Annotated in this window: 27 protein-coding genes; 10 read left to right on the top strand and 17 right to left on the bottom strand. The window is 69.5% G+C overall.

Annotated elements, in window-relative coordinates:
• Positions 1-35: 35 nt before the first annotated feature.
• From ACFY93_RS00435 to ACFY93_RS00445, 3 genes are all read right to left on the bottom strand, one after another.
• Positions 36-236: an SPOR domain-containing protein gene (locus tag ACFY93_RS00435; protein ID WP_391352250.1), complete on the bottom strand. Its 201-nt coding sequence runs from the start codon at positions 234-236 to the stop codon at positions 36-38.
• Between the two features lie 504 nt (positions 237-740).
• Entirely contained in the window at positions 741-1,493 is a 753-nt protein-coding gene (locus ACFY93_RS00440; RefSeq protein ID WP_391352252.1) for a GntR family transcriptional regulator, read from the bottom strand.
• Between the two features lie 147 nt (positions 1,494-1,640).
• A complete protein-coding gene (locus ACFY93_RS00445) occupies positions 1,641-2,939 on the bottom strand; it encodes a DUF4190 domain-containing protein (protein ID WP_391352254.1) in 1,299 nt (432 codons plus the stop codon).
• A 250-nt stretch (positions 2,940-3,189) separates the two neighbouring features.
• Here ACFY93_RS00445 and ACFY93_RS00450 point away from each other — a divergent pair, with 250 nt between their 5' ends.
• Positions 3,190-4,302 (top strand): pyridoxal-phosphate dependent enzyme, encoded by a 1,113-nt coding sequence (locus ACFY93_RS00450; RefSeq protein WP_391352256.1) that lies wholly within the window; start codon positions 3,190-3,192, stop codon positions 4,300-4,302.
• 37 nt (positions 4,303-4,339) lie between these two features.
• Here the strand turns inward: ACFY93_RS00450 and ACFY93_RS00455 are convergent, their stop codons facing one another.
• The 5 genes from ACFY93_RS00455 to ACFY93_RS00475 all read right to left on the bottom strand — a co-directional run bounded on the left by ACFY93_RS00455 (position 4,340) and on the right by ACFY93_RS00475 (position 7,752).
• Positions 4,340-4,582, bottom strand: coding sequence for a MarR family winged helix-turn-helix transcriptional regulator (locus ACFY93_RS00455; protein WP_391352258.1), 243 nt, complete (start codon positions 4,580-4,582; stop codon positions 4,340-4,342).
• Positions 4,583-5,019: 437 nt separating this feature from the next.
• The gene (locus ACFY93_RS00460) at positions 5,020-5,433 is read right to left on the bottom strand and encodes a DNA-binding protein (protein ID WP_391352260.1); all 414 of its coding nucleotides are present in this window, start codon (positions 5,431-5,433) and stop codon (positions 5,020-5,022) included.
• Complete coding sequence (locus ACFY93_RS00465; protein WP_391352262.1) at positions 5,415-5,699, bottom strand: hypothetical protein; 285 nt, start codon at positions 5,697-5,699, stop codon at positions 5,415-5,417. The genes ACFY93_RS00460 and ACFY93_RS00465 overlap by 19 nt, the downstream gene beginning before the upstream one ends.
• Positions 5,700-6,029: 330 nt before the next feature.
• A complete protein-coding gene (locus ACFY93_RS00470; RefSeq protein ID WP_391352264.1) occupies positions 6,030-7,214 on the bottom strand; it encodes a tyrosine-type recombinase/integrase in 1,185 nt (394 codons plus the stop codon).
• Complete coding sequence (locus ACFY93_RS00475) at positions 7,189-7,752, bottom strand: hypothetical protein (RefSeq protein WP_391352266.1); 564 nt, start codon at positions 7,750-7,752, stop codon at positions 7,189-7,191. The genes ACFY93_RS00470 and ACFY93_RS00475 overlap by 26 nt, the downstream gene beginning before the upstream one ends.
• A gap of 140 nt (positions 7,753-7,892) precedes the next feature.
• Here ACFY93_RS00475 and ACFY93_RS00480 point away from each other — a divergent pair, with 140 nt between their 5' ends.
• The 4 genes from ACFY93_RS00480 to ACFY93_RS00495 all read left to right on the top strand — a co-directional run bounded on the left by ACFY93_RS00480 (position 7,893) and on the right by ACFY93_RS00495 (position 9,904).
• Entirely contained in the window at positions 7,893-8,057 is a 165-nt protein-coding gene (locus tag ACFY93_RS00480; RefSeq protein ID WP_079146323.1) for a helix-turn-helix domain-containing protein, read from the top strand.
• A 109-nt stretch (positions 8,058-8,166) separates the two neighbouring features.
• Entirely contained in the window at positions 8,167-8,520 is a 354-nt protein-coding gene (locus ACFY93_RS00485) for a hypothetical protein (protein ID WP_391352268.1), read from the top strand.
• Between the two features lie 499 nt (positions 8,521-9,019).
• Positions 9,020-9,361 carry a hypothetical protein gene (locus tag ACFY93_RS00490; RefSeq protein WP_391352270.1) on the top strand — a complete coding sequence of 114 codons (342 nt, stop codon included), beginning with the start codon at positions 9,020-9,022 and terminating at the stop codon, positions 9,359-9,361.
• A gap of 270 nt (positions 9,362-9,631) precedes the next feature.
• A complete protein-coding gene (locus tag ACFY93_RS00495; protein ID WP_391352272.1) occupies positions 9,632-9,904 on the top strand; it encodes a hypothetical protein in 273 nt (90 codons plus the stop codon).
• Between the two features lie 40 nt (positions 9,905-9,944).
• Here ACFY93_RS00495 and ACFY93_RS00500 read toward each other — a convergent pair whose 3' ends face one another.
• Both ACFY93_RS00500 and ACFY93_RS00505 read right to left on the bottom strand, forming a co-directional pair.
• On the bottom strand, positions 9,945-10,757 hold the full coding sequence (locus ACFY93_RS00500; RefSeq protein WP_391352274.1) for a DUF4253 domain-containing protein: 813 nt from the start codon (positions 10,755-10,757) through the stop codon (positions 9,945-9,947).
• Positions 10,758-10,821: 64 nt separating this feature from the next.
• On the bottom strand, positions 10,822-11,112 hold the full coding sequence (locus ACFY93_RS00505; protein WP_391352276.1) for a hypothetical protein: 291 nt from the start codon (positions 11,110-11,112) through the stop codon (positions 10,822-10,824).
• A 27-nt stretch (positions 11,113-11,139) separates the two neighbouring features.
• Between ACFY93_RS00505 and ACFY93_RS00510 the strand changes: the two genes are divergently transcribed.
• On the top strand, positions 11,140-13,473 hold the full coding sequence (locus tag ACFY93_RS00510) for a hypothetical protein (protein ID WP_391352277.1): 2,334 nt from the start codon (positions 11,140-11,142) through the stop codon (positions 13,471-13,473).
• Positions 13,474-14,031: 558 nt separating this feature from the next.
• Here ACFY93_RS00510 and ACFY93_RS00515 read toward each other — a convergent pair.
• From ACFY93_RS00515 to ychF, 4 genes are all read right to left on the bottom strand, one after another.
• Complete coding sequence (locus ACFY93_RS00515) at positions 14,032-14,865, bottom strand: Scr1 family TA system antitoxin-like transcriptional regulator (RefSeq protein ID WP_391352278.1); 834 nt, start codon at positions 14,863-14,865, stop codon at positions 14,032-14,034.
• Positions 14,862-15,374, bottom strand: coding sequence for a DUF6879 family protein (locus ACFY93_RS00520; protein ID WP_391352280.1), 513 nt, complete (start codon positions 15,372-15,374; stop codon positions 14,862-14,864). The genes ACFY93_RS00515 and ACFY93_RS00520 overlap by 4 nt, the downstream gene beginning before the upstream one ends.
• Positions 15,358-15,567: a hypothetical protein gene (locus ACFY93_RS00525; RefSeq protein WP_079108494.1), complete on the bottom strand. Its 210-nt coding sequence runs from the start codon at positions 15,565-15,567 to the stop codon at positions 15,358-15,360. Before ACFY93_RS00525 ends, ACFY93_RS00520 begins: the two co-directional genes overlap by 17 nt.
• Positions 15,568-15,932: 365 nt before the next feature.
• Positions 15,933-17,021 carry a redox-regulated ATPase YchF gene (ychF, locus tag ACFY93_RS00530; protein ID WP_391352283.1) on the bottom strand — a complete coding sequence of 363 codons (1,089 nt, stop codon included), beginning with the start codon at positions 17,019-17,021 and terminating at the stop codon, positions 15,933-15,935.
• Between the two features lie 412 nt (positions 17,022-17,433).
• Between ychF and ACFY93_RS00535 the strand changes: the two genes are divergently transcribed.
• Positions 17,434-17,943, top strand: a complete 510-nt coding sequence (locus ACFY93_RS00535) for a DUF6542 domain-containing protein (protein ID WP_391352284.1) — start codon at positions 17,434-17,436, stop codon at positions 17,941-17,943.
• Here ACFY93_RS00535 and ppgK read toward each other — a convergent pair.
• On the bottom strand, positions 17,937-18,689 hold the full coding sequence (gene ppgK, locus ACFY93_RS00540; RefSeq protein WP_391352286.1) for a polyphosphate--glucose phosphotransferase: 753 nt from the start codon (positions 18,687-18,689) through the stop codon (positions 17,937-17,939). The two genes, ACFY93_RS00535 and ppgK, sit on opposite strands and share 7 nt — an antisense overlap.
• A gap of 64 nt (positions 18,690-18,753) precedes the next feature.
• Positions 18,754-19,758, bottom strand: a complete 1,005-nt coding sequence (locus ACFY93_RS00545; RefSeq protein WP_391352288.1) for a 4-hydroxy-3-methylbut-2-enyl diphosphate reductase — start codon at positions 19,756-19,758, stop codon at positions 18,754-18,756.
• Between the two features lie 134 nt (positions 19,759-19,892).
• Here ACFY93_RS00545 and xseA point away from each other — a divergent pair, with 134 nt between their 5' ends.
• The 3 genes from xseA (at position 19,893) to ACFY93_RS00560 (ending at position 22,352) form a co-directional block, all read left to right on the top strand.
• Positions 19,893-21,101, top strand: coding sequence for an exodeoxyribonuclease VII large subunit (xseA, locus tag ACFY93_RS00550; protein ID WP_391352290.1), 1,209 nt, complete (start codon positions 19,893-19,895; stop codon positions 21,099-21,101).
• 9 nt (positions 21,102-21,110) lie between these two features.
• Positions 21,111-21,368, top strand: a complete 258-nt coding sequence (locus ACFY93_RS00555; RefSeq protein ID WP_391352292.1) for an exodeoxyribonuclease VII small subunit — start codon at positions 21,111-21,113, stop codon at positions 21,366-21,368.
• Positions 21,369-21,761: 393 nt separating this feature from the next.
• The gene (locus tag ACFY93_RS00560; protein ID WP_391352294.1) at positions 21,762-22,352 is read left to right on the top strand and encodes a malonic semialdehyde reductase; all 591 of its coding nucleotides are present in this window, start codon (positions 21,762-21,764) and stop codon (positions 22,350-22,352) included.
• A gap of 101 nt (positions 22,353-22,453) precedes the next feature.
• Here ACFY93_RS00560 and ACFY93_RS00565 read toward each other — a convergent pair whose 3' ends face one another.
• Positions 22,454-22,972 (bottom strand): DUF4245 family protein, encoded by a 519-nt coding sequence (locus ACFY93_RS00565; protein WP_391352295.1) that lies wholly within the window; start codon positions 22,970-22,972, stop codon positions 22,454-22,456.
• Between the last annotated feature and the right edge of the window lie 61 nt (positions 22,973-23,033).

A 23,033-nucleotide genomic window follows, 5' to 3' on the forward strand; every position in this document is an offset into this window, starting at 1 on the left:
AGCCTACGGGAGCGCGTCCGCACCGGCGGGGTGGATCACTGGTACCCGTTCACCTCGCCCGCGCCGTTCTGCGCGAGCCGCTCGACCCAGTAGAGCTGCTTGTGTCCCCGGCCGTCGAGGCTGTCGGCGATCTTCTCGGCCTCGGCCCTGGTCGCGTACCGGCCGACGCGGTAGCGGTTGCCGTTGTCGTCCTGCCGTATGACGAGCCACGGAAGAGTGATCGTGCCGTCGGTCATCGCGCCCCTCCACTTCGCTTTCCCGGCTTGCTCTCCCGCGTTCTCGTCCGCGTGCGGGCGAGGGGGACCCCCGCCGCCCCTCCCCATAAGGAAACCCCAGTCCGCATATGCCCGAGCGTACGCCCAACCTTCACGCAGCGAATACGGCTTTTCACAAGGAGGTACATCAACCGGCCAGAGAGCGCGGGGCGCATCGCGTCCCGCGCGCCGTCGGGCGGGCGCGCGGACGTCAGCCGAGCAGCGCGGACCGGCGGCCGGGAACACGGGGGTGAGAACGGCCGGATTACAACTGCGCCCAGAGCACGCCCGGTTGGGCGGTGACGCGGCCGTCCCACCGGAGGCGGGGGCCACTTCACGCGGACGCGCGGGGCGCGGGGCGTGAGGTGCGGGGCGCGGGGCGCGGGGCGTGAGTACCGGGCCTGCGGGCGCGGGCGGCGGGCCGCGAGCGCAGGGTCCGCGGGTGCGGGCGGTGCGCCGCGGGTACGGGACCCGCGGGCTCGCGATCTACCGGACCGGCAGGTGGTAGGCGACCTGGTAGCGGTCGGCCGGTACGACGAGGTCCGCCGTCTCGACCGGGCGGCCGGACGCGAAGTACGTGCGCTGGATGACCAGGACGACATGGCCCGGCACGCCGCCCAGAGCGAGAAGCTCCTCCGCGAGCCCGGGGCGGGCGCCCACTTCCTCCGTGACGTTGTCCACGACCACGTCGATGGCCGCCATGCGCTCGACCACGCCCATCCCGCCGAGCGGGCCCTCCTCCGGGAGCATCACCGGCGTACGCCCGGTGACGGCGAAGGGCTCCCAGGACGTGGAGAGCATCATCGCCTCGCCCGCCTCCCGGAACACGTACGTCGTACGCATCACGCGGTCGCCGGGGTGGATGGACAGCCGCTCCGCGACGGCGGCGCCCGCCTCGGCCTGCTCGCTGCGCGAGTCCCAGGTGCCGCGCGCCGACACGTCGGCCTGCTCCTGCCGGAACGGGGTCGCGCCGTCGGCCGGCCGGTACCCGGAGCGGGCCAGCCGGCGGGGCACCGGGCGCTCCCGCACATACGTGCCCGACCCGGAGCGGCCCTCGACGAGGCCCTCGGCCATCAGCACCTTGCGCGCCTCCAGGGCCACGGTGTCCGAGACCCCGTACTCCTTGCGGATCCTGGCCTGGGAGGGGAGGCGGGTGTGCGGTGGCAGTGAACCGTCGGCGATCTTCTTGCGGAGATCGCCCGCGACGCGCAGGTACGCAGGCTGCTCACCGAAAGTCACTGGCCACCCCCATCGGTTTGTACAGACAGCTACAGCCTGGCAACCGTGGGTGGTGGCGCGCAAGTGAAGGCCAGTGAATCACTCGATGTGATGACTTAGCCCCGGTGAGGGCTTTACGCAGGCGGTTTCTCCCCGCTATGGACGCGCTCACACCTCGGCGCCGGTGCCTCCCGAGCCACCGTCGCCCGTGCCGCCGTCGCCCTCGTACGGGTCGTCGTACACGGGCGGTGTGGTGTCGAGGCGCAGAGCCTTGCGCGCGGTGACCGCCGCCTTGCCGTCGAGGAGCGCGGCGGCCCGGTCGTAGTGCTCGTAGAAGGCGTCGGCGTCGGTCGCGCGCGCCGCGCTCTCCCACTCCTTCCTGGCCTCTTTCAAGGCCTTCGACTGACCGGCCACGGCGTCCTCCACCGCGGGGGTCCAGGGGTACGCGTCCAGCTTGCCGGTCTGCTCGCCGAGCGCGTCGGCGACCCGGCCCGCCCACTTCCGGTGCCCCGGCAGGTCGTCCTCGACGAACTCCTCGTCGGGCGCGGTCTCCAGCGCGTCGTCCCTGGCGGCCTCGGCCCTGAGATAGGTGAGCTGGTCGGACGTCAGGTTCGTGGTGTCGCGGCGCAGCGAGCCCGTCAGGGTGCCGGTGACGTCGGTGTTGCCGAACATGCAGGTGATCTCGCGGTCGCCGAGCCGCCAGCTCTGCCGGGTGGGCGTGAAGTAGTAGATGTCGACGTCGTCCGGGACGGCCCAGGCGTCCATCGCGTACAGGTCCTGGTACATGTAGCACTTCTCGTCGGCGGTGTCGTTGATGACGTCGTCGCCGGGGTAGGCGCCTTCGTCCAGCACGTAGGTCGCGAACACCTCGGCGTCGTGCACGCCCTCGCACGGCACCACGTCGACGTCGTACGCGTAGCCCTCCAGCGAGCCGCCGGGGGCGTCGAAGCATTCGCCCCTGCCCACCGAGAAGGTGCTGCCGCCCGCGTCCCGGACGCCGTCCGCGAAGTCCTCCGCGGCACCCGTCGTCAGCGCGGCCACCAGCAGCACCAGGCCGAGCGACGACATGACCATTCCGGCGACGGCCATGCCCTTGCCCTGCTCCCCCCGCCGCTTGATCTGGCGGAGCGCGACGATGCCGAGCACCAGGCCGACGGCGGGCAGGAAGCAGAGGAGACCGAGCACGAGCGCGGTGATCGCCAGCCCGTTGACCGGCGCGGGGCGGTTGTACGGGCTGTAGCCCTGGCCCCAGTACCGGTAGGGCTGCTGGTGCGGGCCGCCCGGCCCCTGCGGGTACGAGGAGGCCTGCGGGTACGAGGATGCCTGCGGGTACGAGGGCAAGGGCCGGTGGGGGCCCTGCCCGGCGGGCTCCGGCGGCGGTGCGAACGGGTCCGGATCCGGAGGCGTGCCCTGCGGCGGGTACGGGCCCTGGGGCTGCTCGGGTCCGGGGGGCGGGGGTGTGGCCACGGGTGCGTTGCTCCTGGTCCGGGTGATCGGGAACGCGTGTACGAGAGTCGTACGGCTGGGCGCATCGTAAGCGGGAGCCGAACAGGGGCGGTACGCGGCCCGGCCCCCGCCGCCGCCCTGGCGCGGCCCGCCCCCGCACGGCTCCCACCCGGCTGCCGCCCGGCTGCCGCCCGGCTGCCGCCCGGCCAACGCGACCGACGCGGGCCGGGAATGCCCCGTGGCCGGCGGCCCGCGGATCTACCCTGCGGACATGACCTCACTGCCGGACCGCTTCTGCCCGACGGACGGCACGCGTGTTCCCTCGGACTCGCTCGCCTGGTGCTGCCCGGTCTGCCGGGGCCCGCTGGACCTGGACTTCTCCCCCACCCCCGCACCGCTCAAGTCCCTCACGGGTCGGGTCAACTCCCTGTGGCGGTACGCGGAGACGCTGCCGCTGGCCGCCCCCACCGTCAGCCTGGGCGAGGGCCGCACCCCGCTGGTGGAGCTCAAGGACGGCATCTCGGCCAAACTCGACTTCCTGATGCCGACGCTCTCCTTCAAGGACCGCGGAGCCGTCCTCCTGGCCGAACTGGCGCTGCGGCTGCGCCCCCGTCAGGTCCTCGCCGACAGCAGCGGCAACGCGGGCACGGCGATCGCCGCCTACTGCGCCCGGGCCGCGCTGCCCTGCACGGTGTACGTCCCCGAGGGCACCTCGCCGAAGAAGCTGGAGCAGATCCAAGCGCACGGGGCCCGGCCGCACGTCGTCCCGGGTGACCGGGAGGCGGCGGCCCGGGCGGCGCGCGAGGCGGCGGACGAGGAGGGGGTCTTCTACGCCTCGCACGTGTACAACCCGTACTTCCTGCACGGCACCAAGACCTACGTCCACGAACTCTGGGAGGACCTCGGCGGACGGCTCCCCGAGGTGCTCGTCGTCCCCGTCGGCAACGGCACGCTCCTGCTCGGCGCGGCCCTCGCCGTAGCCGAACTGCACACCACGGGCCTTATCGACCGCAGGCCGGCCCTGTACGGGGTCCAGTCGGCCGCCGTGGCCCCGCTGGCCGGGGCGTGGCGCGCGGGCGCCGACGACCTGACCGGTGTCACCCCGGCGGCCCCGACCCTCGCCGAGGGCATCGCGATCCCCCGTCCGGCGCGGGCCCGGCAGATCCTGCGGGCGGTGCGTGAGTCCGGGGGCGGCTTCCTGACCGTGACCGAGGATCAGATCCGGCACGCCCAGCGGGACCTCGCCTCCCGCGGGCTGTTCGTCGAGTCGACCGGGGTGGCCTGCTGGGCGGCGGTGCGGGAGGGCGCGCTCGGCGACCGGACGACGGTGGTCCCGCTGTGCGGGGCGGGCCTGAAGACGGGACTCGCGGAGCCGGCCGCGTAGCCCCCCGGAGCGGGCCGGGCGCGGGGCGCCCCCGCCGTCAGGGCCGCTCCCGCTCCAGCAGTCCGACGCAGCGCCCGAGCAGCGCGGCCAGCGTCTCCCGCTCCGCCTCGGTGAACTCGTCGGCCAGCGCCCGCTCGACGCGGACGGCGCGGGCGTCCGCGTCGGCCATCACGGCTCTGCCCTGGTCGGTGAGCCGGGTCTCCAGCACGTTGCGGTGCCACTCGTGCGGGGTGCGCTCGATCAGGCCGCGCCCACGGAGGTTGTTCAGGACGGTGTTCATCGTCGGCGGGGTGCCTCAAGGCCGGACCGCTGCTGGTCGAGTGCGGCATGGACACGCTCGACCAGCCGCCGCACGCCTTCGGACGAAATGCCGTCACCCTTCGGACGAGATGCCGTCACCCTTCGCCCGATCCCAGAGCTGACTTCGCCGTCGAGCGGCGCGTCAATCCACACGGCTCGCGCATAGTGTTCCAACACTGGGATCGCCAGCCGCCTGACCGAATGCATCGCAGCAGTACGCGACCACGCCACCTCACTGCCGCCCGGGCAGGAGCGGACCGAGATCGAGGCGTGGCTCGCGTTCGCGGACGCTCACCTCCGACGCCTCACCGAATCGGTCTCAGCGCCGAAACTGCCCACCCCGCCGAAACCCCGCGGCGACGACCTCAAGCCTTTCCTCGGCCACTGGAGCCCATGGGGCCCCGCTCCTACTGAGCCTCACACCGCCACGAGCCGTACCCGCTCGCCGCACAGCTTGGCCATGTCGCCAATATAGGAAGTCAGCATGACCACAGGGCGATGCTGTCGCAGGGCGGCCTCGGCGACGGCCGCATCGATCGCGTATTTGTGTCCGTGCAACCCTGCGTTCATCATCAACTTCGAGGCCGACCTCGCCTCCTCGTCCCCGACCGGGACGACCCGCAGCCCGGAAAGCACCCAGTTCAGGCGGGACTTGTTGGTACGGGCGTGGACGGCTTCGATGATGGTGAGCGCACTGATCACGACCTCCATGCCGCGCGAGCGCGCCTCAGCGATCAAAGCCACCACCTGCTCATCGTCGGCGAGCAGCTTCGAGAGTCCCTCACTGTCGAGGACCAGCGTCCCCTCGTGACTCAGCCTGCGGCGGGCCACTCGGCCTCCTCGGCGAACACCTCGTCGAAGACCTGCCGCGCCCGCTGACGAGCCGGCTCAGAGACCGGCCCCTTGCGGCTCTCGTAGTCCGCCAGGTACTCGTCCAGGACCTGCCCGCGCAGCTCACGCTCGACCGCCTCGGCGATGAACGCGGAGAACTCCCGCTTCCCCACGCGCGCCCGGATCGCCTCCGCGGTGCCCTCCGCCAGCGACAGGCTCACCCGCGTCGCCGGGCCCTCCCCGATGCTGTACGTCGTCTCAGTCATGCCCCGATTGTGTCAAACGAGTAGGAAAAGCGCCACGGCCTGGATCCGCGCGGGCCCCAGAGTCGTGAAGAAGGCGTGTGGGCGGCTTCTCTCCCGCCCACCCTCAGCCCAGGCGACGCATTGCCCGAATCCCAGCACGGGAAAAAACCAAGGGCCCGACCCCGAAGAGTCGGACCCTCCCTGACCTGCATACGTGGTGACACATCAGCCGCTACACGTTGAAGCGGAACGTTCATGGAACCCCTTCCTTCCCAGTGTTCCCAAGGGTTTCCGCCCCTTCGAGGGGTGCAGGGTCAGCACCAAGTCAGCACCGTGTCGTCGGTCAGCACGTCACGCCGCCACGGCGACGGCGCGTACCGGCGACGGCCGAAGCGCCTGCTGCATCACGTCCCGGCACCGGTCCCACGCCTCCGGCACCAGGTGCCCGTACGTGTCGACGGTGGTCTTGATGTTCCGGTGACCGAGCCAGCGGCTCACTTCGTGGATCGGAACGCCGTTCGCGAGGGCCGTCGAGGCGAAGAAGTGGCACAGCGAGTGCGGGGTGTACTTCGGCTTCCCGTCCGGCGCGACCACGCCCGCCGCCGTGCACGCCTTCCGCCAGTGGTAACCGTACGTCGATGCCGTAGGCATCTTCCCCTTGCCCCGCTCACGCGGCGCGAACAGCGCCTCTACGCCGTCGACCTCGACCGTGCCCCAGCGCTTCAGGTGGTTGCCGATCTCTTGGTCCAGGAACGTCGGCGTGGGCACGTCCCGGTACTCGTCCGCCGTGCGGTGCTTGAGCGGCACGAACCGCGTCACACAGTCGCCCTGGTTCGCCTTGGCGCTGATCTGCCTGCGCAGCCGCAGGAAGCCTTCCCGCTGGCAGTCGGAGGTCAGCCCCAGAGCCTCACTGATACGCAGCCCAGCGCCCGCCTGGAGCCACACGGTCAGCCGGTACTGATCGGACATGGCGGCGGCGATGGCGTACACCTCCGCCAGCGTCGGTATCTCGTCCGGGTCGACGGCCGCGCCCGCCGTCTTGATCGGCGGCACCCCGTCGCACGGGCTCTCAGGTATGCGGCGTTCCTTGACGGCCGTCGCCATCATGGCGCGCAGGATGTTCATGCGGTCGTTGACCGTCGATCCCGCCAACCCGCCATTGACCATGGCAGTTTGGAGCTTCTTCACGTCCGGGACAGTGACGCTGGCGAGAGTGCGCGCACCCAGCGCGGGAAGCAAATGGTTCGAGATGAAGCCCTGGTAGTTCCGCCGGGTCGACTCGTTCACCTGGTGCTGCGACAGCCACTCTTCTGCCCACTTGCGCATCGAGATCTGCCCAAGCTGGTGGTCGATGTAAACCCCGGCCCGCTTGTCATTCTCCGCCTTGACACCGAAGCTCTCGGCTTCCTTCTTCGTGGGGAACGACTTCTCCCGCTGGCGCCCGGTCCGCCCACCGGGCTCGCGGTAGCGGACGGTCCACAGGTGCGCGCACCGGGTCTTGTTCCGGCAGTCACACTTCTTCAGTACCTGCGCCACGCTTCATCCCCCTGAGTGTCTGCTCTGCCTTGTCCGTGAGCTGCCCGCCCGCCTTGCCTTCGACCTTGGTCAGGAAGCCCCGCTGCCGCGCGGCGCGCAGGTGCCCCTTCACAGTGGCCGGATTCAAGTCGAATCCCACCGCCAGACGCTGCGCCGGGGCGCGCTCTCCCGCATCAACGAAGTGCACGTAGAGGGCAGACAGCACCGCCAGCCGCTCATCCGTAAGGCCGCCCGGGAGGGAAGCCAGCCGCTCGCCGAGCTCACGGATATCCAGGTCGGCAGCTTCCGCCAGTGACCGCATCGCGGCGAAGTCCTCACTCGGCGTGGTGTTGATCCGCCGGAGAACAGTGCTGGAGATACCGCGTGCGATCTCCTGCGGGTCGGCATCTTCCGCAGGAACGACGTGAATCTCTCGGGGCCCCACAGTTCCGCTGGTGCCGTGCGGCCAGTACATGGTCACCGCCCATGCGCCCATGCGCTTGATGACGGTCACGCCATCTCGCGGTTCGGTGCCTGGCGGCTGCGATGTCGAGTTCATATCCGAACCGTAAGCACGCACCACGCACCAGTCAAGTCCGGATAAGGCAGAGCCGGACTTGACCGAACCGAACTAGTGCACTCAAGATGTGGAGGCCCGCCCTCCACGACAGGAGTCCGCCTTTGCACCATCACCGCCTCATGACCGTCGACGAGCTGGCCGAGTACCTGGGCAAGAAGCCCGCGTGGATCTACAACAACCACCGGATGCTCGGCATCCCGTCCCGGAAGGTAGGCGGAAGCCTCCGCTTCCGACTGTCAGAGGTCGACCGCTGGATCGACCGAGAGTGCCCCGTCTCGGCTTGACCGACCCATTCCCACCACACAGCCAACCGAAAGGAGGCACATGTCCCGCCGCCCGGCGGGGTCACTGGCGCACCGCGCCGCAGAAGGAGAGAAAGGGGGCCACGATCGAGTGGCTATCCACTTCGGGCAGGGCAAGCCCTGGGGTGCCGTCTCGCAGCATGAGTACCGACGCATGGCACGCGATGAACGATTCGCACTCGCGCACCGCGTGCACTTCGCCGCACTCGGCTGGGCCGACAGGCACGGGCACGCACCGTTCGGGCCCAACGTGCTCGCGGCCATCCTGTCGAAGAACGGCACACGACTCAGCAAACAGAGCACGACCGGCGCCGTCGCCAGCGCGAAGCGTCTCGACCTGGTGTCGCCGCATTCATCAGCGGCCTGTCTCGTGCTCGGGAGGCACGCGTTCCAGAAGGAGAAGGGTGCGCCATCTCCCTGTCGCACGCATCCCGAGCGGCTCTAGCTGCGCAGGTACCGCGCGGATTTGTACCGAGTACAGCTGTGGCCTGTACCGAAAGCTGCTCTGACCTAGGGAAACGTTCGCGTCCTCTCTATCTAGTTAGGGCAGCGGCGAAAGAAGCAGGTGGGCAAGCCCTAGACGCAAGACGCCTTCACCAATGCCCGGCGCGTAGCGCCGGAGCTGCCGCAAGACGTCTTTGCTCAGGGAGCGGCTTCGCCGCGCAAGCCTCTCCAACACGCAAACCTCGACAAGGAGTCTCCGCCCCTTGAGTAAGTCCAAGACGAACACTTCCTCTCGCCGCCGCTCCGCCGCTGGCGCGCCATCGCGTCCGCCGTACGAGTCCGGTATGCGCCGGGGAATGCTGACCTTCATCTGCCGCGTAGAGGGTCGTCCGCGCCGCCTCCTGTGCCTCTGTGCCTGCGGCGAAGTGAAGGACGTCGACAGGAGCAACTTCATGAGCGGGCGAACGAAGACCTGCGGGGGTCCGGCGCATAGCGCCCCCATGTCGTACGACAAGGCTCACCACATCGTCCGCATGGAGCGCGGCAAGGCGAGCGCCCACCCCTGCTGGCGGGCCTGCGGTAAGCAGGGTGCCGAGTGGGCGTACGACCATCTGGACCCCAACGAGTCACGCGACGAGAAGGGGCGGCACGTCGGCACCCCCTACAGCACAGACCCAATGCACTACGTGCCCCTGTGCCTTACGTGTCACCGGCGGTTCGACAGGGAGACGACGACACTGTTGCGCGTCAATCCGGCGGCAAAGAGGTCGCCCACCTTGGCCGTCTACTGGTCCTACCTCCACGACCGCCCCGGCATGAAGGGCGACGCCAGCGCTGCGTGACCATTCGGCACGACCCTTCCCGCTCACTGCGGGGAGGGCCGCATGCCCTCAATGCTCTGCGCTCACCGCGCCGCCGCAATTCGTCCGTTCAAGCCATTGACCTGCGAATACTCCGCCTGGCGCTCCGCCGGCCGAGGCTCAAACGGCCTCTGGAACCGTGGCAGGATCTGAGCTGCTAAGACGAGGCGGCCGTGACGACAAGTCCAGGGGGTCATACCCCACCCCCTTCACTCTCTTCCTGCTCTTCGCCGTCGCCTCTACGATCCGCGCATGATCAAGCTGTCGTGGGCCTTGCTGGCCGAGCACGTAGACGAGTGGACCGGCATCGACATGGCGCAAGGCGCGGCCGTTCTCGAAGCCAAGGTGGGGACAGTGGTCGAGTCGAGCGGCATGAAGCCGGAGACCGTGAGGCAGTGGCGGACAGACTTCCTGGCTCCCGTGGTCGAGTCGCTGCGTACAGAGGGGGCAGCTGCTCTCGCGCGAGGCGAGTCGTGGAGCAAGGCGGCTGGACCATTCCTCGCGTGCGCCTCCCCTGCCATCTGACCGGAGGCCTAATGGCCCTTCCTGTGCTTCGCTGCTGGGGTCAATCCCACCAGAAATCCCAGCAGTTCATGCCACAAATGCGCTCGGCATAGGCGGCAAGAGTGTAGGGACGGGAGCCCTGCCAGATGTTGTCCGGGCAGAAGGCGAAGTGCTCGGCGGCAACCAGGAGGGCATCCTCGGTAGTCATCGGAGGTGCCGCGACGCTGAGATGGAGGGTGCTGAAGCCGACGGCCACGACGCGCGCACCGAAGCGGCGCTCCCAGTCGCGTACGACGGCGGAGAACTTGGCCGTGTCGTTGTCGTAGTTGGCGGGACCGTCCCAGCCGACGGCGGTAAGTGCGTCCGCACCGCAGGCAGCTGCGATGAGCCCAAGCCGCGACCGAGGATGCTGATCGACGAAGACCCGCGCGTACTCTGCGGCCATCTCATCAGCACCTGTCACGGGCTCTTGGCTGCGGGAGGGACTTGGCCAGGCATGGCCGAACGGCGCGGTGACTGCGAGACGCTTCTCGGGCGTAAGGAGGTCATCATCGTCGTCGGTACTCGTGTACACCTTCCACCACTGCGCCAGGAGAACCGCCGGGTCGTGCGCGTCGGGTGAGGACATCCGCTCGGGAGACAGCTCGCCGGACGCCCAGGGCCGGAATGCGCCGTCGTTCGGGTCCTCGGCGTCAAGAAGGAGAGGCCACAGACCCGAGACGCTGTGCTCGGCGCACAGGTGGGCCCACAACTCGGCGGAAGCCGGGGTATCGCTCAGCCACAGCGGTTGCCTGTCGCCGTCACCCTCATCAGAGGTAATCATCTGACCCTTCGGGAGCGGGACAGCGAGGGAGGCTAGGAGTTCAGGGTTCACAGGCGGATGCTAGTTCGAGGGTCTGACAGGTGGCACACACCCGCTGGTGACCGTCCACTCCTGTTCAGGTGAGGTACTGGGTGAGCACGCCAGCTACGGCAGTGGCGAGGGTGATCACAGCGGCGAAGGCGGCGGCTGCACGCGTCAAAGCGGCCGGGTAGGTGGCGCCATCGAGGCGGGCCAGTGTGCCCGTGGCAGCGGCGGCCAGGAGTGCGAACACAACGGTCACGGCGATGGTCAGTAGGACGACGGCGACACGGGTCACGATGATCTCCCTGCACACGGTGGGATGTTGATGTGACCGAAGTTCGCCGAAGCGATGTTCGCCGTGGTTCGACCGGACGATGATGAACATCGGCAAACACTTCGACTGGGGGGCCGGATGCCGAGTGCGGAGCCCGATAGAGAGGAAGGCCCGCTGGCCAAGCTGCGTGACAAGCTCAGCGATGGACTGGCTCGCAAAAGGCTGACCAAGACCCAGCTCGCTACCCAGTCAGGGCTGGGGCGTACGACCATCCAGGAAGCGTTCCGGGTCGATGGGGCTGTCCCGTCGGCGGAAACAGTCGTGGCGCTGGCCCGAGTGCTCGCGCTGTCAGAAGCGGAGTTGCTGGATCTGCGACGTAGGGCTGCCGACCGCTCGATCGGTTCGGTGCCCCGGAGCGCCGAGGGACCTGGCAGGCCGATCGGACAGTGGGATCCGCACGACCTGGAGGTTCATCCATCCGGATCCGCCGCAGCAGCCAGTTCGGTGCGGGCGTTGTCTGGCTACGTCCGCCGTGCGCACGACCAGGTGTTGGCAGAGGCGGTGAGCGAAGTCATGGAGGGCCGCAGTCGGATGCTGGTCCTGGTCGGCTCGTCGTCCACGGGCAAGACACGGGCCTGCTGGGAGGCTGCCCAGCCGCTTGCTGAAGAGGGGTGGCAGCTCTGGCACCCCTACGACCCAACCCGCGCAGAAGCGGCGCTCGCCGACCTCGAACGCGTCGCGCCGCTCACGGTGGTGTGGCTTAACGAAGCCCAGCACTACCTCGGTCACCCTCAAGTAGGCGAGCGCATCGCAGCCGCCCTCCACACCCTCCTCACCGACTCCAGCCGCGGACCGGTCCTCATCCTCGGAACCCTCTGGCCCGAGTACGAGGGCCAATACAGCGCCATGCCCAGACCTGGCAGTCCAGACCCGCACAGCCGAGCCCGAGAGTTGCTCGCTGGCCGAACAGTGGCTGTCCCCGACACCTTCAATCAGGACGCACTCCGAACAGCCACGATCCTCGCCCAGGACGGTGACCGGCTGCTGGCGGATGCCCTTTCCCGTGCTGGCATTCACGGCCGCGTCGCCCAAGACCTCGCTGGTGCCCCCGAACTCCTGCGTCGCTACGAGCATGGCGCCCCGGCCGTTCGAGCACTGCTGGAAACTGCGATGGATGCCCGCCGTCTCGGGGTGGGGCTCCACCTTCCCCAAGCGTTCGTCACTGACGCCGCCGCCGACTATCTCACTGACGACGACTGGGACCGACTCACCAACGACTGGGCAGAAGCCGCCTACGCGGACCTCGCCCGCCCCGTCCACGGCAAGCAGGTCCCACTCGGCCGGACAAACCCTCGACCCTCGCGTCGTCCTCCGATTGATCCGACGCCGGCGAGTGCTGCGACCCCACCAACGGGTCCTATGCTCCGCCTCGCTGACTATCTCGAACAGCACGGGAGAACGGCCCGCCGTCTACTGTGCCCTCCAGCATCCTTCTGGCACGCGGCTCACGCCCATCTCACTCACCCTGACGACCTCAACAACCTCGCTGAAGCCTCCGAGGACATGGGCCGTGCGCAATGGGCCCACTACCTCCGCCTCCGAGCTGCCGAAGCCGGACACTCCGGCGCCATGATCAAAGTGGCCTGGGCGCGGGAGCGCGCCGGGGACCCGGAGGGTGCCGAATCCCTGTTCTGGCGAGCTGCGGACGCGGGGAACCCCAGGGGCCTGAAGTTCTTGGGCCAGAGGCTGGAGATGGCCGGGGATCGGGAGGGTGCCGAGCCCTTTTACCGACAGGCCGCCGACGCGGGTGACCCGGATGCGATACGCGGTCTGGCACGGCTGCGGGAATGGGTTGGAGATTTGGATGGTGCCGAAGTCCTGTATCGGCAGGCAGCCGACGCCGGCGACCCCAATTCCCTGTCCAATCTGATGATTATGCGAGAGGAAGCCGGGGACCGGGAAGGTGCCGAGGCCATCGCCCGGGAGGCCACTGACACTGGCGATACCTTGTGCTTCACCATCCTTGCGCAGATGCGAGAGGAATCAGGAGACCGGAAGAGCGCCGAAGCCCTCGCCCGGGAAGCGGCCGACTCCGGCGACATTTCCCCTCTGTTGGATCTGTGGCGGGAGCGGCTCGACGCCGGGGACCTTGAGGGCGCCGAATCTGTCTTCCGACAGGCGGCTGAGGCCAACGGCGGCCCCACCCAAGCCCACTTGGCACGGATGCTGGAGCAGGCTGGGGACCAAGAAGGCGCCGAAGCCCTTGCTTTGAGGGCTGCTGATGCTGGTGATTTCTACATCCTGCGCGACCTCGATCGAATGCGGAACGAGGCCGGGGACGAGAAGGGCCTTGACGCCCTCTACCGACACGCCGCCGACGCCGGCCACATCCGCTCACTGTTGGGCCACGGAAGGTGGCAGTACGGGCTGGACCCGGACGGTTCACCCTCATCTCCGTGGATCTCGGAATAGGGGCAGCAGTTCGACCACAGGGGATCCGTGATGGCTCACTCGGTCCGCACCACCAACGCGAACGACGTGCACACGCGTCGGAAGCTCGCGTGTCCCGTACGGCCTGTGTGGCTCATGCACTCGACGTCCACGGCCGCACCGTCCGTTGACGGCTGCGCCGACCATCCGCACGGGTAGGCCAGACACTCCGCCTCGAACGTCACGTCTGTGCCCGGGTGCTGGGTGATCCGGTGCTCCGCGAACCGCAGCACAGCCCGCGTCATCACCGACCTCCGTGCACCGAGTGCAGGTGCGCCCGCAGGGACACGTTCACGTCCGACGCCTTCGAGTGGTCTCCCGTCGAGACGGCGTTGACTCGCCGCACCGCGAGGTCGAGACAGTCCCGGCACCCGGAGACAGGTTCCGGTCGGACCGTCGGCAACGGCAGGTGAACCGGCCCGGACATGGTGGTCTGCTCTCTGCGCATGCTGTCCGCCTTCCCACGCGTTCTTCCGTGGCACGGAATCCTTGCCGGGGGCAGCGGTGGAATCACGCTTCAGTCGCGATGTGGACTAAAGCTCACGGGCGGAAGGCGGCCGCCCACTCGGCCAACCTGTCTTGCGCTGCTTGCCCGAACAGCGCGCGGTCCTCGTAGCCGGCGAATTCGTCGAGGTACATCCGGACGTCCCTCGGGTCGCGGAAGACCATCACTCCCGTTGTCGTCTCGACCGTCGCGAGCGCTTCGTCGTAGACGGTGAAGGTGTTCAACGGGCACCCCGGCAGACGGGTGCCCATGGGCAGAACGCCGAGGCGCACGTGGGGCAGTCGAGCGAGGGAAGCCAGCCGGTCGAGCTGTACGGCCATGGCGTCGGCGGAGACGAACGGGGAGCGTGCGGCCTGCTCGGTGACCAGGAAGGTGAACCGCTTCCGACGGTCGTACAGGACTTCCTGCCGCTCCAGCTTCTTCGCCACGGTCTTGCTGTGGTCGCCGGGGATGTGGGCAAGGCTGGCCCGGATGTACTCCGGAGTGGAGAGCAGGGCGGTGAGCATCGAGAGCAGGAAGAACCGGAAGTCGGTCGAGGACGCTTCGAGTCCGGCCAGCTCCAGTTGCTTCTTGTCCAGGCCCTTCCGGCGCATGGAGCGTGCGTCCTGCCACTCCGTGGCTGCGATGCGGGCCAGCGCGGAGACTTCCGCCATCAGGGCCGGCGGGGCGTCCAAGGCCCTGAGGATGCGCTCTATGTCCACCAGGGACGGGCGCACCTTCCCGTTCTCGATCCGGCTCACCTTGGACTGCGACATGTTGCAACGCGCGGCAAGCCGGTCCCCGGAGAGACCAGCCTGTTTCCGCAGGTTGCGCAGCAGCGCGGCGAGTTCTCGGGAGGACTGCCCCAGCTGCTCGGGCTCGAACGTCACTCGGCTACGTACTCCAGGAACGGGACCGACTCCGCGAGGGCGATGCGCTGGTATTCGAGGAACGGGGCAGGGTCGCCCTCATACAGCTCGCGTTCGGTTTGCGTGCCGTCTGCCTCGTACTTCATGAGGACGATCGTGGAGCGGTCGAACATCCAGAAGTCGTCGATGTCGGCGAGCGGATTCTCGCGGTCCGTCACATCGAGGATGCGGATGTCCTCGCCGACGGGTGCCTGGTGGCGGTAGTACCGCTCGAACTCGAAGCGGAGGTAGTCCGAAAGCGGGCGCGACACGATGTGCACGCGGCCGATCGTGCCGCCCGTCTCCTTGTGCTTGCGGATCAGGGCCGTCCAGTCGTCCTCGTACGGGCCGGGGAACCGCTCCCCCGCGAGGAACCGGGCGAGCTCGTCGGCTTCCTGTGGCACCCGGTAGACGGGGCGTGTCTCAAGCCGCCACGCCTCCTTCCGGAAGTCGCGGAACTGTGCCTGCCACGCCTCACCAGCCAAGAGCACGGACGGCCTCCCTCAAAACGCTCTCCGGAATCTCCACCAGGCCCTCGCCCTGCGGGGGCGCGAAGCCGTCGAACAAGTCGCCCTGAACGACGAACGTCCCCTTCTCGGTGCGGTACACGTTCGGACAGTCTCCCTGCCCACACTCTCCGTTCCCGTTGCCTGTCAGTCGGGTAAGCCCGGCACGTTCGGACACGCGCAACCCCCTGGTCTTCGGCCCCAGCGGAGCCGCCCACAACGACCGTAGGGGGGTCATGCACAGCCGTCTATGCGTTCTCGCGACTATGCGCGTTCTTGCATAAAGAGAGGCCACGAGAGGCCCCTGCAGGGCTTCTCGCCACCCCTGGTGTTCCCGTCTCCGTAGCCGTCCACGGGAACCGAAAGGGCACCAGGTCAGGGCCGGTACGGACACCGTCAACGGGTCAGCACCAAGTCAGCACGCTCCCCGGAAAAGGCCGGAATCAGGCAGAAAAAACAAGAAGGGGCCAGACCTTGCGATCTGGCCCCTGACCTGGGGTTTCCTTCTCTGACCTGCGGTTCAGCAGATCGAAGGATCAGGCGTCACACGTTGAAACGGAACTCCACCACGTCGCCGTCGTGCATGACGTAGTCCTTGCCCTCCATGCGGGCCTTGCCCTTCGCGCGGGCCTCGGCGACCGAGCCCGTCTCGACCAGGTCGGCGAAGGAGATGACCTCGGCCTTGATGAAGCCCTTCTGGAAGTCGGTGTGGATGACACCGGCGGCCTCGGGGGCGGTGGCGCCCTTCTTGATGGTCCAGGCGCGGGATTCCTTGGGGCCGGCCGTCAGGTACGTCTGGAGGCCGAGGGTGTTGAAACCGACGCGGGCCAGCGTGGTCAGGCCCGGCTCCTCGGCGCCGACGGACTCCAGGAGTTCCATCGCGTCCTCCTCGTCGAGCTCGGCGAGGTCCGCCTCCAGCTTGGCGTTGAGGAAGATCGCCTCGGCGGGGGCGACCAGGGCGCGCTGCTCGGCCTTGAAGTCGTCGTCCGTCAGCTCGTCCTCGTCGACGTTGAAGACGTAGAGGAACGGCTTGGTGGTGAGCAGGTGCAGGTCGTGCAGGAGCTCCTCGTTGCCGGAGCCCTGGACGATGCCCGCCGAGAACAGCGTGTCTCCGCGCTCCAGGATCTCCTTGGCCTCCTCGACCGCCTTGACCTTCGGGCCGACGTCCTTCTTGATCCGCGACTCCTTCTGGAGACGCGGCAGGACCTTCTCGATCGTCTGGAGGTCGGCGAGGATCAGCTCGGTGTTGATCGTCTCGATGTCGTCCTTCGGCGAGACCTTGCCGTCGACGTGCACGACGTTCTCGTCCTTGAAGGCCCGGATGACCTGGCAGATCGCGTCGGACTCGCGGATGTTCGCGAGGAACTTGTTGCCCAGGCCCTCGCCCTCCGAGGCGCCCTTCACGATGCCCGCGATGTCCACGAAGTCGACCGTCGCCGGCAGGATCCGCTGGGAGGAGAAGATCTCGGCCAGTTTGGTGAGACGGGAGTCGGGGACGCCCACGACACCGACGTTCGGCTCGATCGTGGCGAACGGGTAGTTGGCCGCCAGCACGTCGTTCTTGGTCAGGGCGTTGAACAGGGTCGACTTGCCGACATTCGGCAGACCGACGATTCCGATCGTGAGCGACACGTTGCGACTTCCCGTACGTGAGGATGGAGGACTGGCAAGGGGGACTGCGGCTGGGCGGGCCCGGGTCCTTGGTCGTGGTGCGCGGGCCGATCCACCAGTCTACGGCGTGCCCGAACCGCGTCGGCGACGTGTCGAACGCTTGGCCGAGGACCGCTCCACGGCGTGTCCGACGGGCTATTCGGCACATAAACAGACCTAGGTTGGTCCAGTGGAGCATCACAGGGCCCGTACACCCCAGTCCAGCCAGTCACCCCAGTCCAGCCAGTCACGTCAGTCCAGTCAGTCACGTCAGTCCAGTCAGTCACGTCAGTCCAGGTCGCCCAGCGGCACACCGGTTCCCGCGCAGGCCGGGCGGGGCTCGGCGCCAGGGGCGCGGGCGGGTACCGGGGCGAGTGCGGGGACGCGGGTGCGGGTGCCCGCCGCGCGCCGGCCCGTCCCACCGCTGGTCAGGGCCGTACGGCGGATGCCCGACGCGCGGCTCACGGGGCTCGGCTGCGGGCTGTTCTGCGGGGCCGTGATGCTCGTGCTGGCCTGCGTCGACGGGCTGCTGTTCGGCGCCTCCCCGACGGGGTACGGGGTTCTCTTCCTGCCCGTCTGCGTGCTGACCGCCCTGTGGGTGCGGGCGGGCGACCTGGCGACCGCGCCCGTCGTCGTACCGATCGCCTTCACGCTGGGGCTGCTGCCTCTCGCCGACGACGGCGGCGGGGGCCTCGGAGGGCTGCTCATGGGCCTGGTCACCGCCCTCGCCACCCAGGCGGGCTGGCTGTACGGGGGCACCCTCATCGCGGGCGTCGTCGCGACCGTGCGCAAGGTACGGCTGATGAACCGGGAGGCCGTCCGACGGCGGGGCGGCGGCGAGCGGTCCGACAGCCCTTCGCCGCCGCCGCGCCGGCCGGGCGGGCCCGGCCGGTCCCGCTACTGAGGCCCTGTCCTCGCCGCTCGCATCGCCGCGCCGACGATCCCGGCGTTGTTCTGCAGCTGCGCCGGGACGATCTCCGCTCTGATGCCCTCGATCAGCGGCAGGAACTTGTGGGCCTTGCGGCTCACGCCGCCGCCGACGATGAACAGCTCGGGCGAGAAGAGCATCTCGACGTGGGCGAGGTACTTCCGCACCCGGCGCGCCCAGTGCTCCCAGCTGAGGTCGTGGTCCTCCTTGGCCTTGGTGGAGGCCCGCTTCTCCGCGTCGTGGCCGTCCAGCTCCAGGTGGCCGAGCTCGGTGTTCGGGACGAGGGCACCGTCGACGAAGAGGGCGCTGCCGACGCCCGTGCCGAACGTGAGCATCAGGACCGTGCCCGAGCGGTCGCGGCCGGCCCCGAAGCGCATCTCGGCGACGCCCGCCGCGTCCGCGTCGTTCAGGATGGTCACCGGGTGGCCGCCGAGGTGGTCGCTCAGCAGGGCGCGCGCGTCGGTGTCGATCCACTGCTTGTCGACGTTGGCGGCGGTGCGGATCGTGGAGCCGCCGGTCACGACGCCGGGGAACGTGACCCCGACGGGCCCCTCCCAGCCGAAGTGGCCGACGACCTCCTTCACCCCGTCCGCCACCGCGTCGGGGGTGGAGGGCTGCGGGGTCAGCACCTTGTACCGCTCGTCCGCCAGTTCGCCCCGGTCCAGGTCCACGGGAGCGCCCTTGATCCCGGAACCGCCGATGTCCACACCGAAGATCTGCATGGCCCTACGTTACGACGTACGACTGACAGTCACCCGGCCACCCCGGGCGGCCGGGTACCGCTGCTCACTTCTCGGCGGTGCGCTCCGCGACCAGTGCCGCCGCCTCCGCGCGCAGGTCGCGCCGCAGCTCCTTCGGCAGCGAGAAGGTGATCGACTCCTCGGCCGCCTTCACGATCTCGACGTCCTCGAAACCGCGTCCGGACAGGTACTCCAGGACCTGCTCGACGAGGACGTCCGGCACCGACGCGCCGGAGGTGACGCCGACCGTCGAGACGCCTTCCAGCCATGCCTCGTCGATCTCGTCGGCGAAGTCCACCAGGTACGCCTCGCGCGCGCCCGCGAGCTTGGCGACCTCGACGAGCCGCTTGGAGTTCGAGGAGTTGCGCGAGCCGACGACGATGACCAGGTCGGACTCCGCGCCCATCTGCTTCACGGCGAGCTGGCGGTTCTGCGTGGCGTAGCAGATGTCGTCGCTGGGAGGGGAGACGAGCTGCGGGAACTTCTCCTTCAGCGCGTCCACCGTCTCCATCGTCTCGTCCACGGAGAGGGTGGTCTGGGAGAGCCAGACGACCTTGGACGGGTCGCGGACCTCGACCTTGGCGACGTCCGCGGGGCCGTCGACGAGCGTGATGTGGTCGGGCGCCTCACCGGAGGTGCCGATGACCTCCTCGTGGCCCTCGTGGCCGATGAGCAGGATGTCGAAGTCGTCGTTCGCGAAGCGGACGGCTTCCTTGTGCACCTTGGTGACCAGCGGACAGGTGGCGTCGATGGTGGCGAGCCCGCCCCGGGCGGCCTCGTCGTGGACGACGGGTGCGACACCGTGCGCCGAGAACATGACGATGGATCCCTCGGGGACCTCCGCCGTCTGCTCGACGAAGACGGCGCCCTTCTTCTCCAGGGTCTGCACCACGTACTTGTTGTGCACGATCTCGTGCCGGACGTAGATCGGGGCCCCGTACTGTTCCAGGGCCTTCTCGACGGCGATCACGGCGCGGTCCACACCCGCGCAGTAGCCACGGGGGGCGGCGAGCAGGACACGGCGGCCAGGCGAAGCAGTCATGCCGTCCATCGTAAGGCCGCGACCGGCCCGTCGAAGATCCCCCGGAGGGGGCCCTCCGCCCCGCACGGCGGCCCGCGCGTCGGGCCCGGCGGCCAGGACGGACGCTCCTGGCGGTGTCGGTGGCGGGCGTTACCCTCGCACGCATGGCACTGAACACGTCCGCGGACGCCCCGCTGCCCGTCGGTGAGGTGTCGCGGCTCATCGGGGGGTGGATCGACCGGCTCGGCGCCGTCTGGGTCGAGGGCCAGATCACCCAGCTGTCGCGGCGTCCGGGGGCGGGCGTCGTCTTCCTGACGCTGCGCGACCCGTCGCACGACATCTCCGTCGGCGTCACCTGCTACCGGCAGGTGTTCGACGCGGTGTCGGACGTGGTCAGCGAGGGTGCCCGGGTGGTCGTCCTCGCCAAGCCGGAGTGGTACGCGCCGCGTGGCCAGCTCTCCCTGCGCGCCACCGAGATCAGGCCGGTCGGGGTGGGCGAGCTGCTGGCGCGCCTCGAACAGCTGAAGAAGTCCCTCGGTGCGGAGGGGCTCTTCGCGCCCGACCGCAAGAAGACGCTGCCCTTCCTGCCGCAGCTCGTCGGGCTGGTCTGCGGGCGCGCCTCGGCCGCCGAGCGCGACGTCCTGGAGAACGCCCGGCACCGCTGGCCCGCCGTCCGCTTCGAGGTGCGCAACGTCGCCGTGCAGGGTGTGCACGCGGTCCCGCAGGTCGTCCGGGCCGTGCGGGAGCTGGACGCCATGGACGGCGTGGACGTGATCATCGTGGCGCGGGGCGGCGGCAGCGTGGAGGACCTGCTGCCGTTCTCGGACGAGCAGCTCGTACGGGCGGTCGCGGCCTGTCGTACGCCGGTCGTCTCGGCGATCGGGCACGAGCCGGACCATCCGCTCCTGGACCATGTCGCCGACCTGCGCGCGTCGACGCCGACGGACGCCGCGAAGAAGGTCGTGCCGGACGTCGGCGAGGAGTACGAGCGGGTGCGGGTGCTGCGGGACCGGGCGCGGCGCTGCGTCCACGCCTTCGTGGATCGCGAGGAGCGGGGGCTCGCGCAGGCGCTGGCCCGCCCCTCCATGGAGGATCCGCACCGGATGGTGGACGAGCGGGCGGACCAGGTCGAGGCCCTGCTCGACCGGGGCCGGCGCACGCTGGGGCACCTGCTCGACCGCGCCGGTTCGGAGCTGACGCACACGCACGCGCGCGTGGTGGCCCTCTCCCCCGCGGCGACGCTCCGGCGTGGCTACGCGGTGCTGCAGAGGTCCGACGGCCACGTGGTCCGCGATCCGGACGAGGTGGCGGCGGACGAGGCCCTGCGGGCGCGGGTCGCCGAGGGTGAGTTCACGGTTCGAGTCGACACTTAGGGTGGGCGCATGACCAGCAGGACGGACGAGACGGCCGCGGCGACGGCGACGGCGACGCTCGGGTACGAGCAGGCGCGGGACGAGCTGATCGAGGTCGTACGGCGCCTGGAGGCGGGCGGGACGAGCCTCGAGGAGTCACTCGCGCTGTGGGAGCGGGGCGAGGAGCTGGCCAAGGTGTGCCGGCGCTGGCTCGAGGGCGCGCGCGCCCGGCTGGACGCGGCGCTGGCCGAGGAGGACGCGGCGGAGAACGCGGAGCACGCCGGATAGCGCGTCCCCGCGAGGCGACGGTTCCGGCCCGCCGGGCGCCGTGAGGCGGTTGCTCCGGCCTGCCGCATCCCGCCGGCCGCCGAAACCCGGCGGGACGCTCCCGGACCCGGGAGCACCTGCCCCGCAAGCACCCGACCCGGGGACCACCTGCCCCGGGGAGCCCGGCATCGGTGGGCCCGGCAGCGGCGAACCCCCGAGGCGCGGACCCTTACGTCCGCTGACGCCGCAGGACCCGGCCGCGCGGCGAGCCGCCGTCCGACCTTGATCATGTGAAGCCGATCACCACGACCCGCTTTGGTTGAAAGTTCAACCTCACCGCGTTAGTGTCGACGGCGTCAGTTGATCCTCGGGATGCGTCCCCTGGCTCCGACAACGTCTCGAGAAGGTTGATCCATGTCTCTCGTCCTTGACCCCGCCGCCCAGGACCTGCTTTTCCGTGAGGCCCGCACCGCCAACACGTTCACCGACGAGCCGGTGACCGAGGAGCAGGTGCAGGCGATCTACGACCTGGTCAAGTACGGGCCGACGGCCTTCAACCAGTCGCCGCTGCGCATCACGCTGGTCCGCTCCCCCGAGGCCCGCGAGCGTCTCGTGCAGCACATGGCCGAGGGCAACCGGGCGAAGACCGCCTCCGCCCCGCTGGTCGCGATCCTCGCCGCGGACAACGAGTTCCACGAGGAGCTGCCCGAGCTGTTCCCCCACTTCCCGCAGGCCAAGGACGCCTTCTTCTCCGAGCGTCCGGTCCGTGAGAACGCCGCCGCCATGAACGCCGCCCTGCAGGCCGCGTACTTCATCATCGGCGTGCGCGCCGCCGGTCTCGCGGCCGGCCCGATGACCGGCTTCGACTTCGCGGGCGTCCAGAAGGAGTTCCTGGACGGCGACCACACTCCGCTGATGGTCGTCAACATCGGCAAGCCGGGCGAGGACGCCTGGTTCCCGCGCTCCCCGCGCCTGACGGCCGAGCAGGTCATCACGACCGTCTGACGGGCCGCGCCGCACGGCGCACCCCATGCGAAGGGCCCCCGGCATCGCCGGGGGCCCTTCGCATGTTGTCCGCCGCGCCGCATGCGTCGCGCGTCGCCCGCCTACTTCGTCCGCAGCGCCTCGGCCATCGTCGTCAGCTGCCGGAAGGACGCCGTGCCGGTCACCACCGTCGTGGCCCCCTTGTCGCGGAGCACCAGGGCGTCGTACGTCGCGCCCCGGTAGCGCCGCCAGGTCTTCTCGCCGATGCGCTCGGTGGCCTTGGTCTCCTCGGCGCCCAGCGTGACCGTGTCGATGAACGTGGACGGCTTCTCCGTGGACTGCTTGACCTCCACGTACTCACCGCCGGGGGCGTGGAAGCCCAGGTGCCACGTCTCGGAGTCCGCGCCCCGGTACCGCACCGACGTGGCCTTCCACGAGCCGGGCAGGCCCTCGGGCGCCGCCACGGGGTAGGAGGCCGCGCGCCGGGCGGTCAGCAGCTCGACACGGTAGTCGACGGTCTTGATAGGAGGCTCGGACTCGTCGTGCGGGACGAAGATGTAGATGACCCCCGCGACCAGACCGATGAGGCCCAGGGAGAGAACCATGTCCCGGACCGACTGCTTGCCTTTCGTACCTGCCACGCCCCTATCGTCGCAGGTGCACTGGTCTGCTCATCCGTGGGGCCCCCTGCTCATTTTGTCA

Source organism: Streptomyces sp. NPDC008313 (assembly GCF_042956125.1).
Taxonomy (GTDB): domain Bacteria; phylum Actinomycetota; class Actinomycetes; order Streptomycetales; family Streptomycetaceae; genus Streptomyces.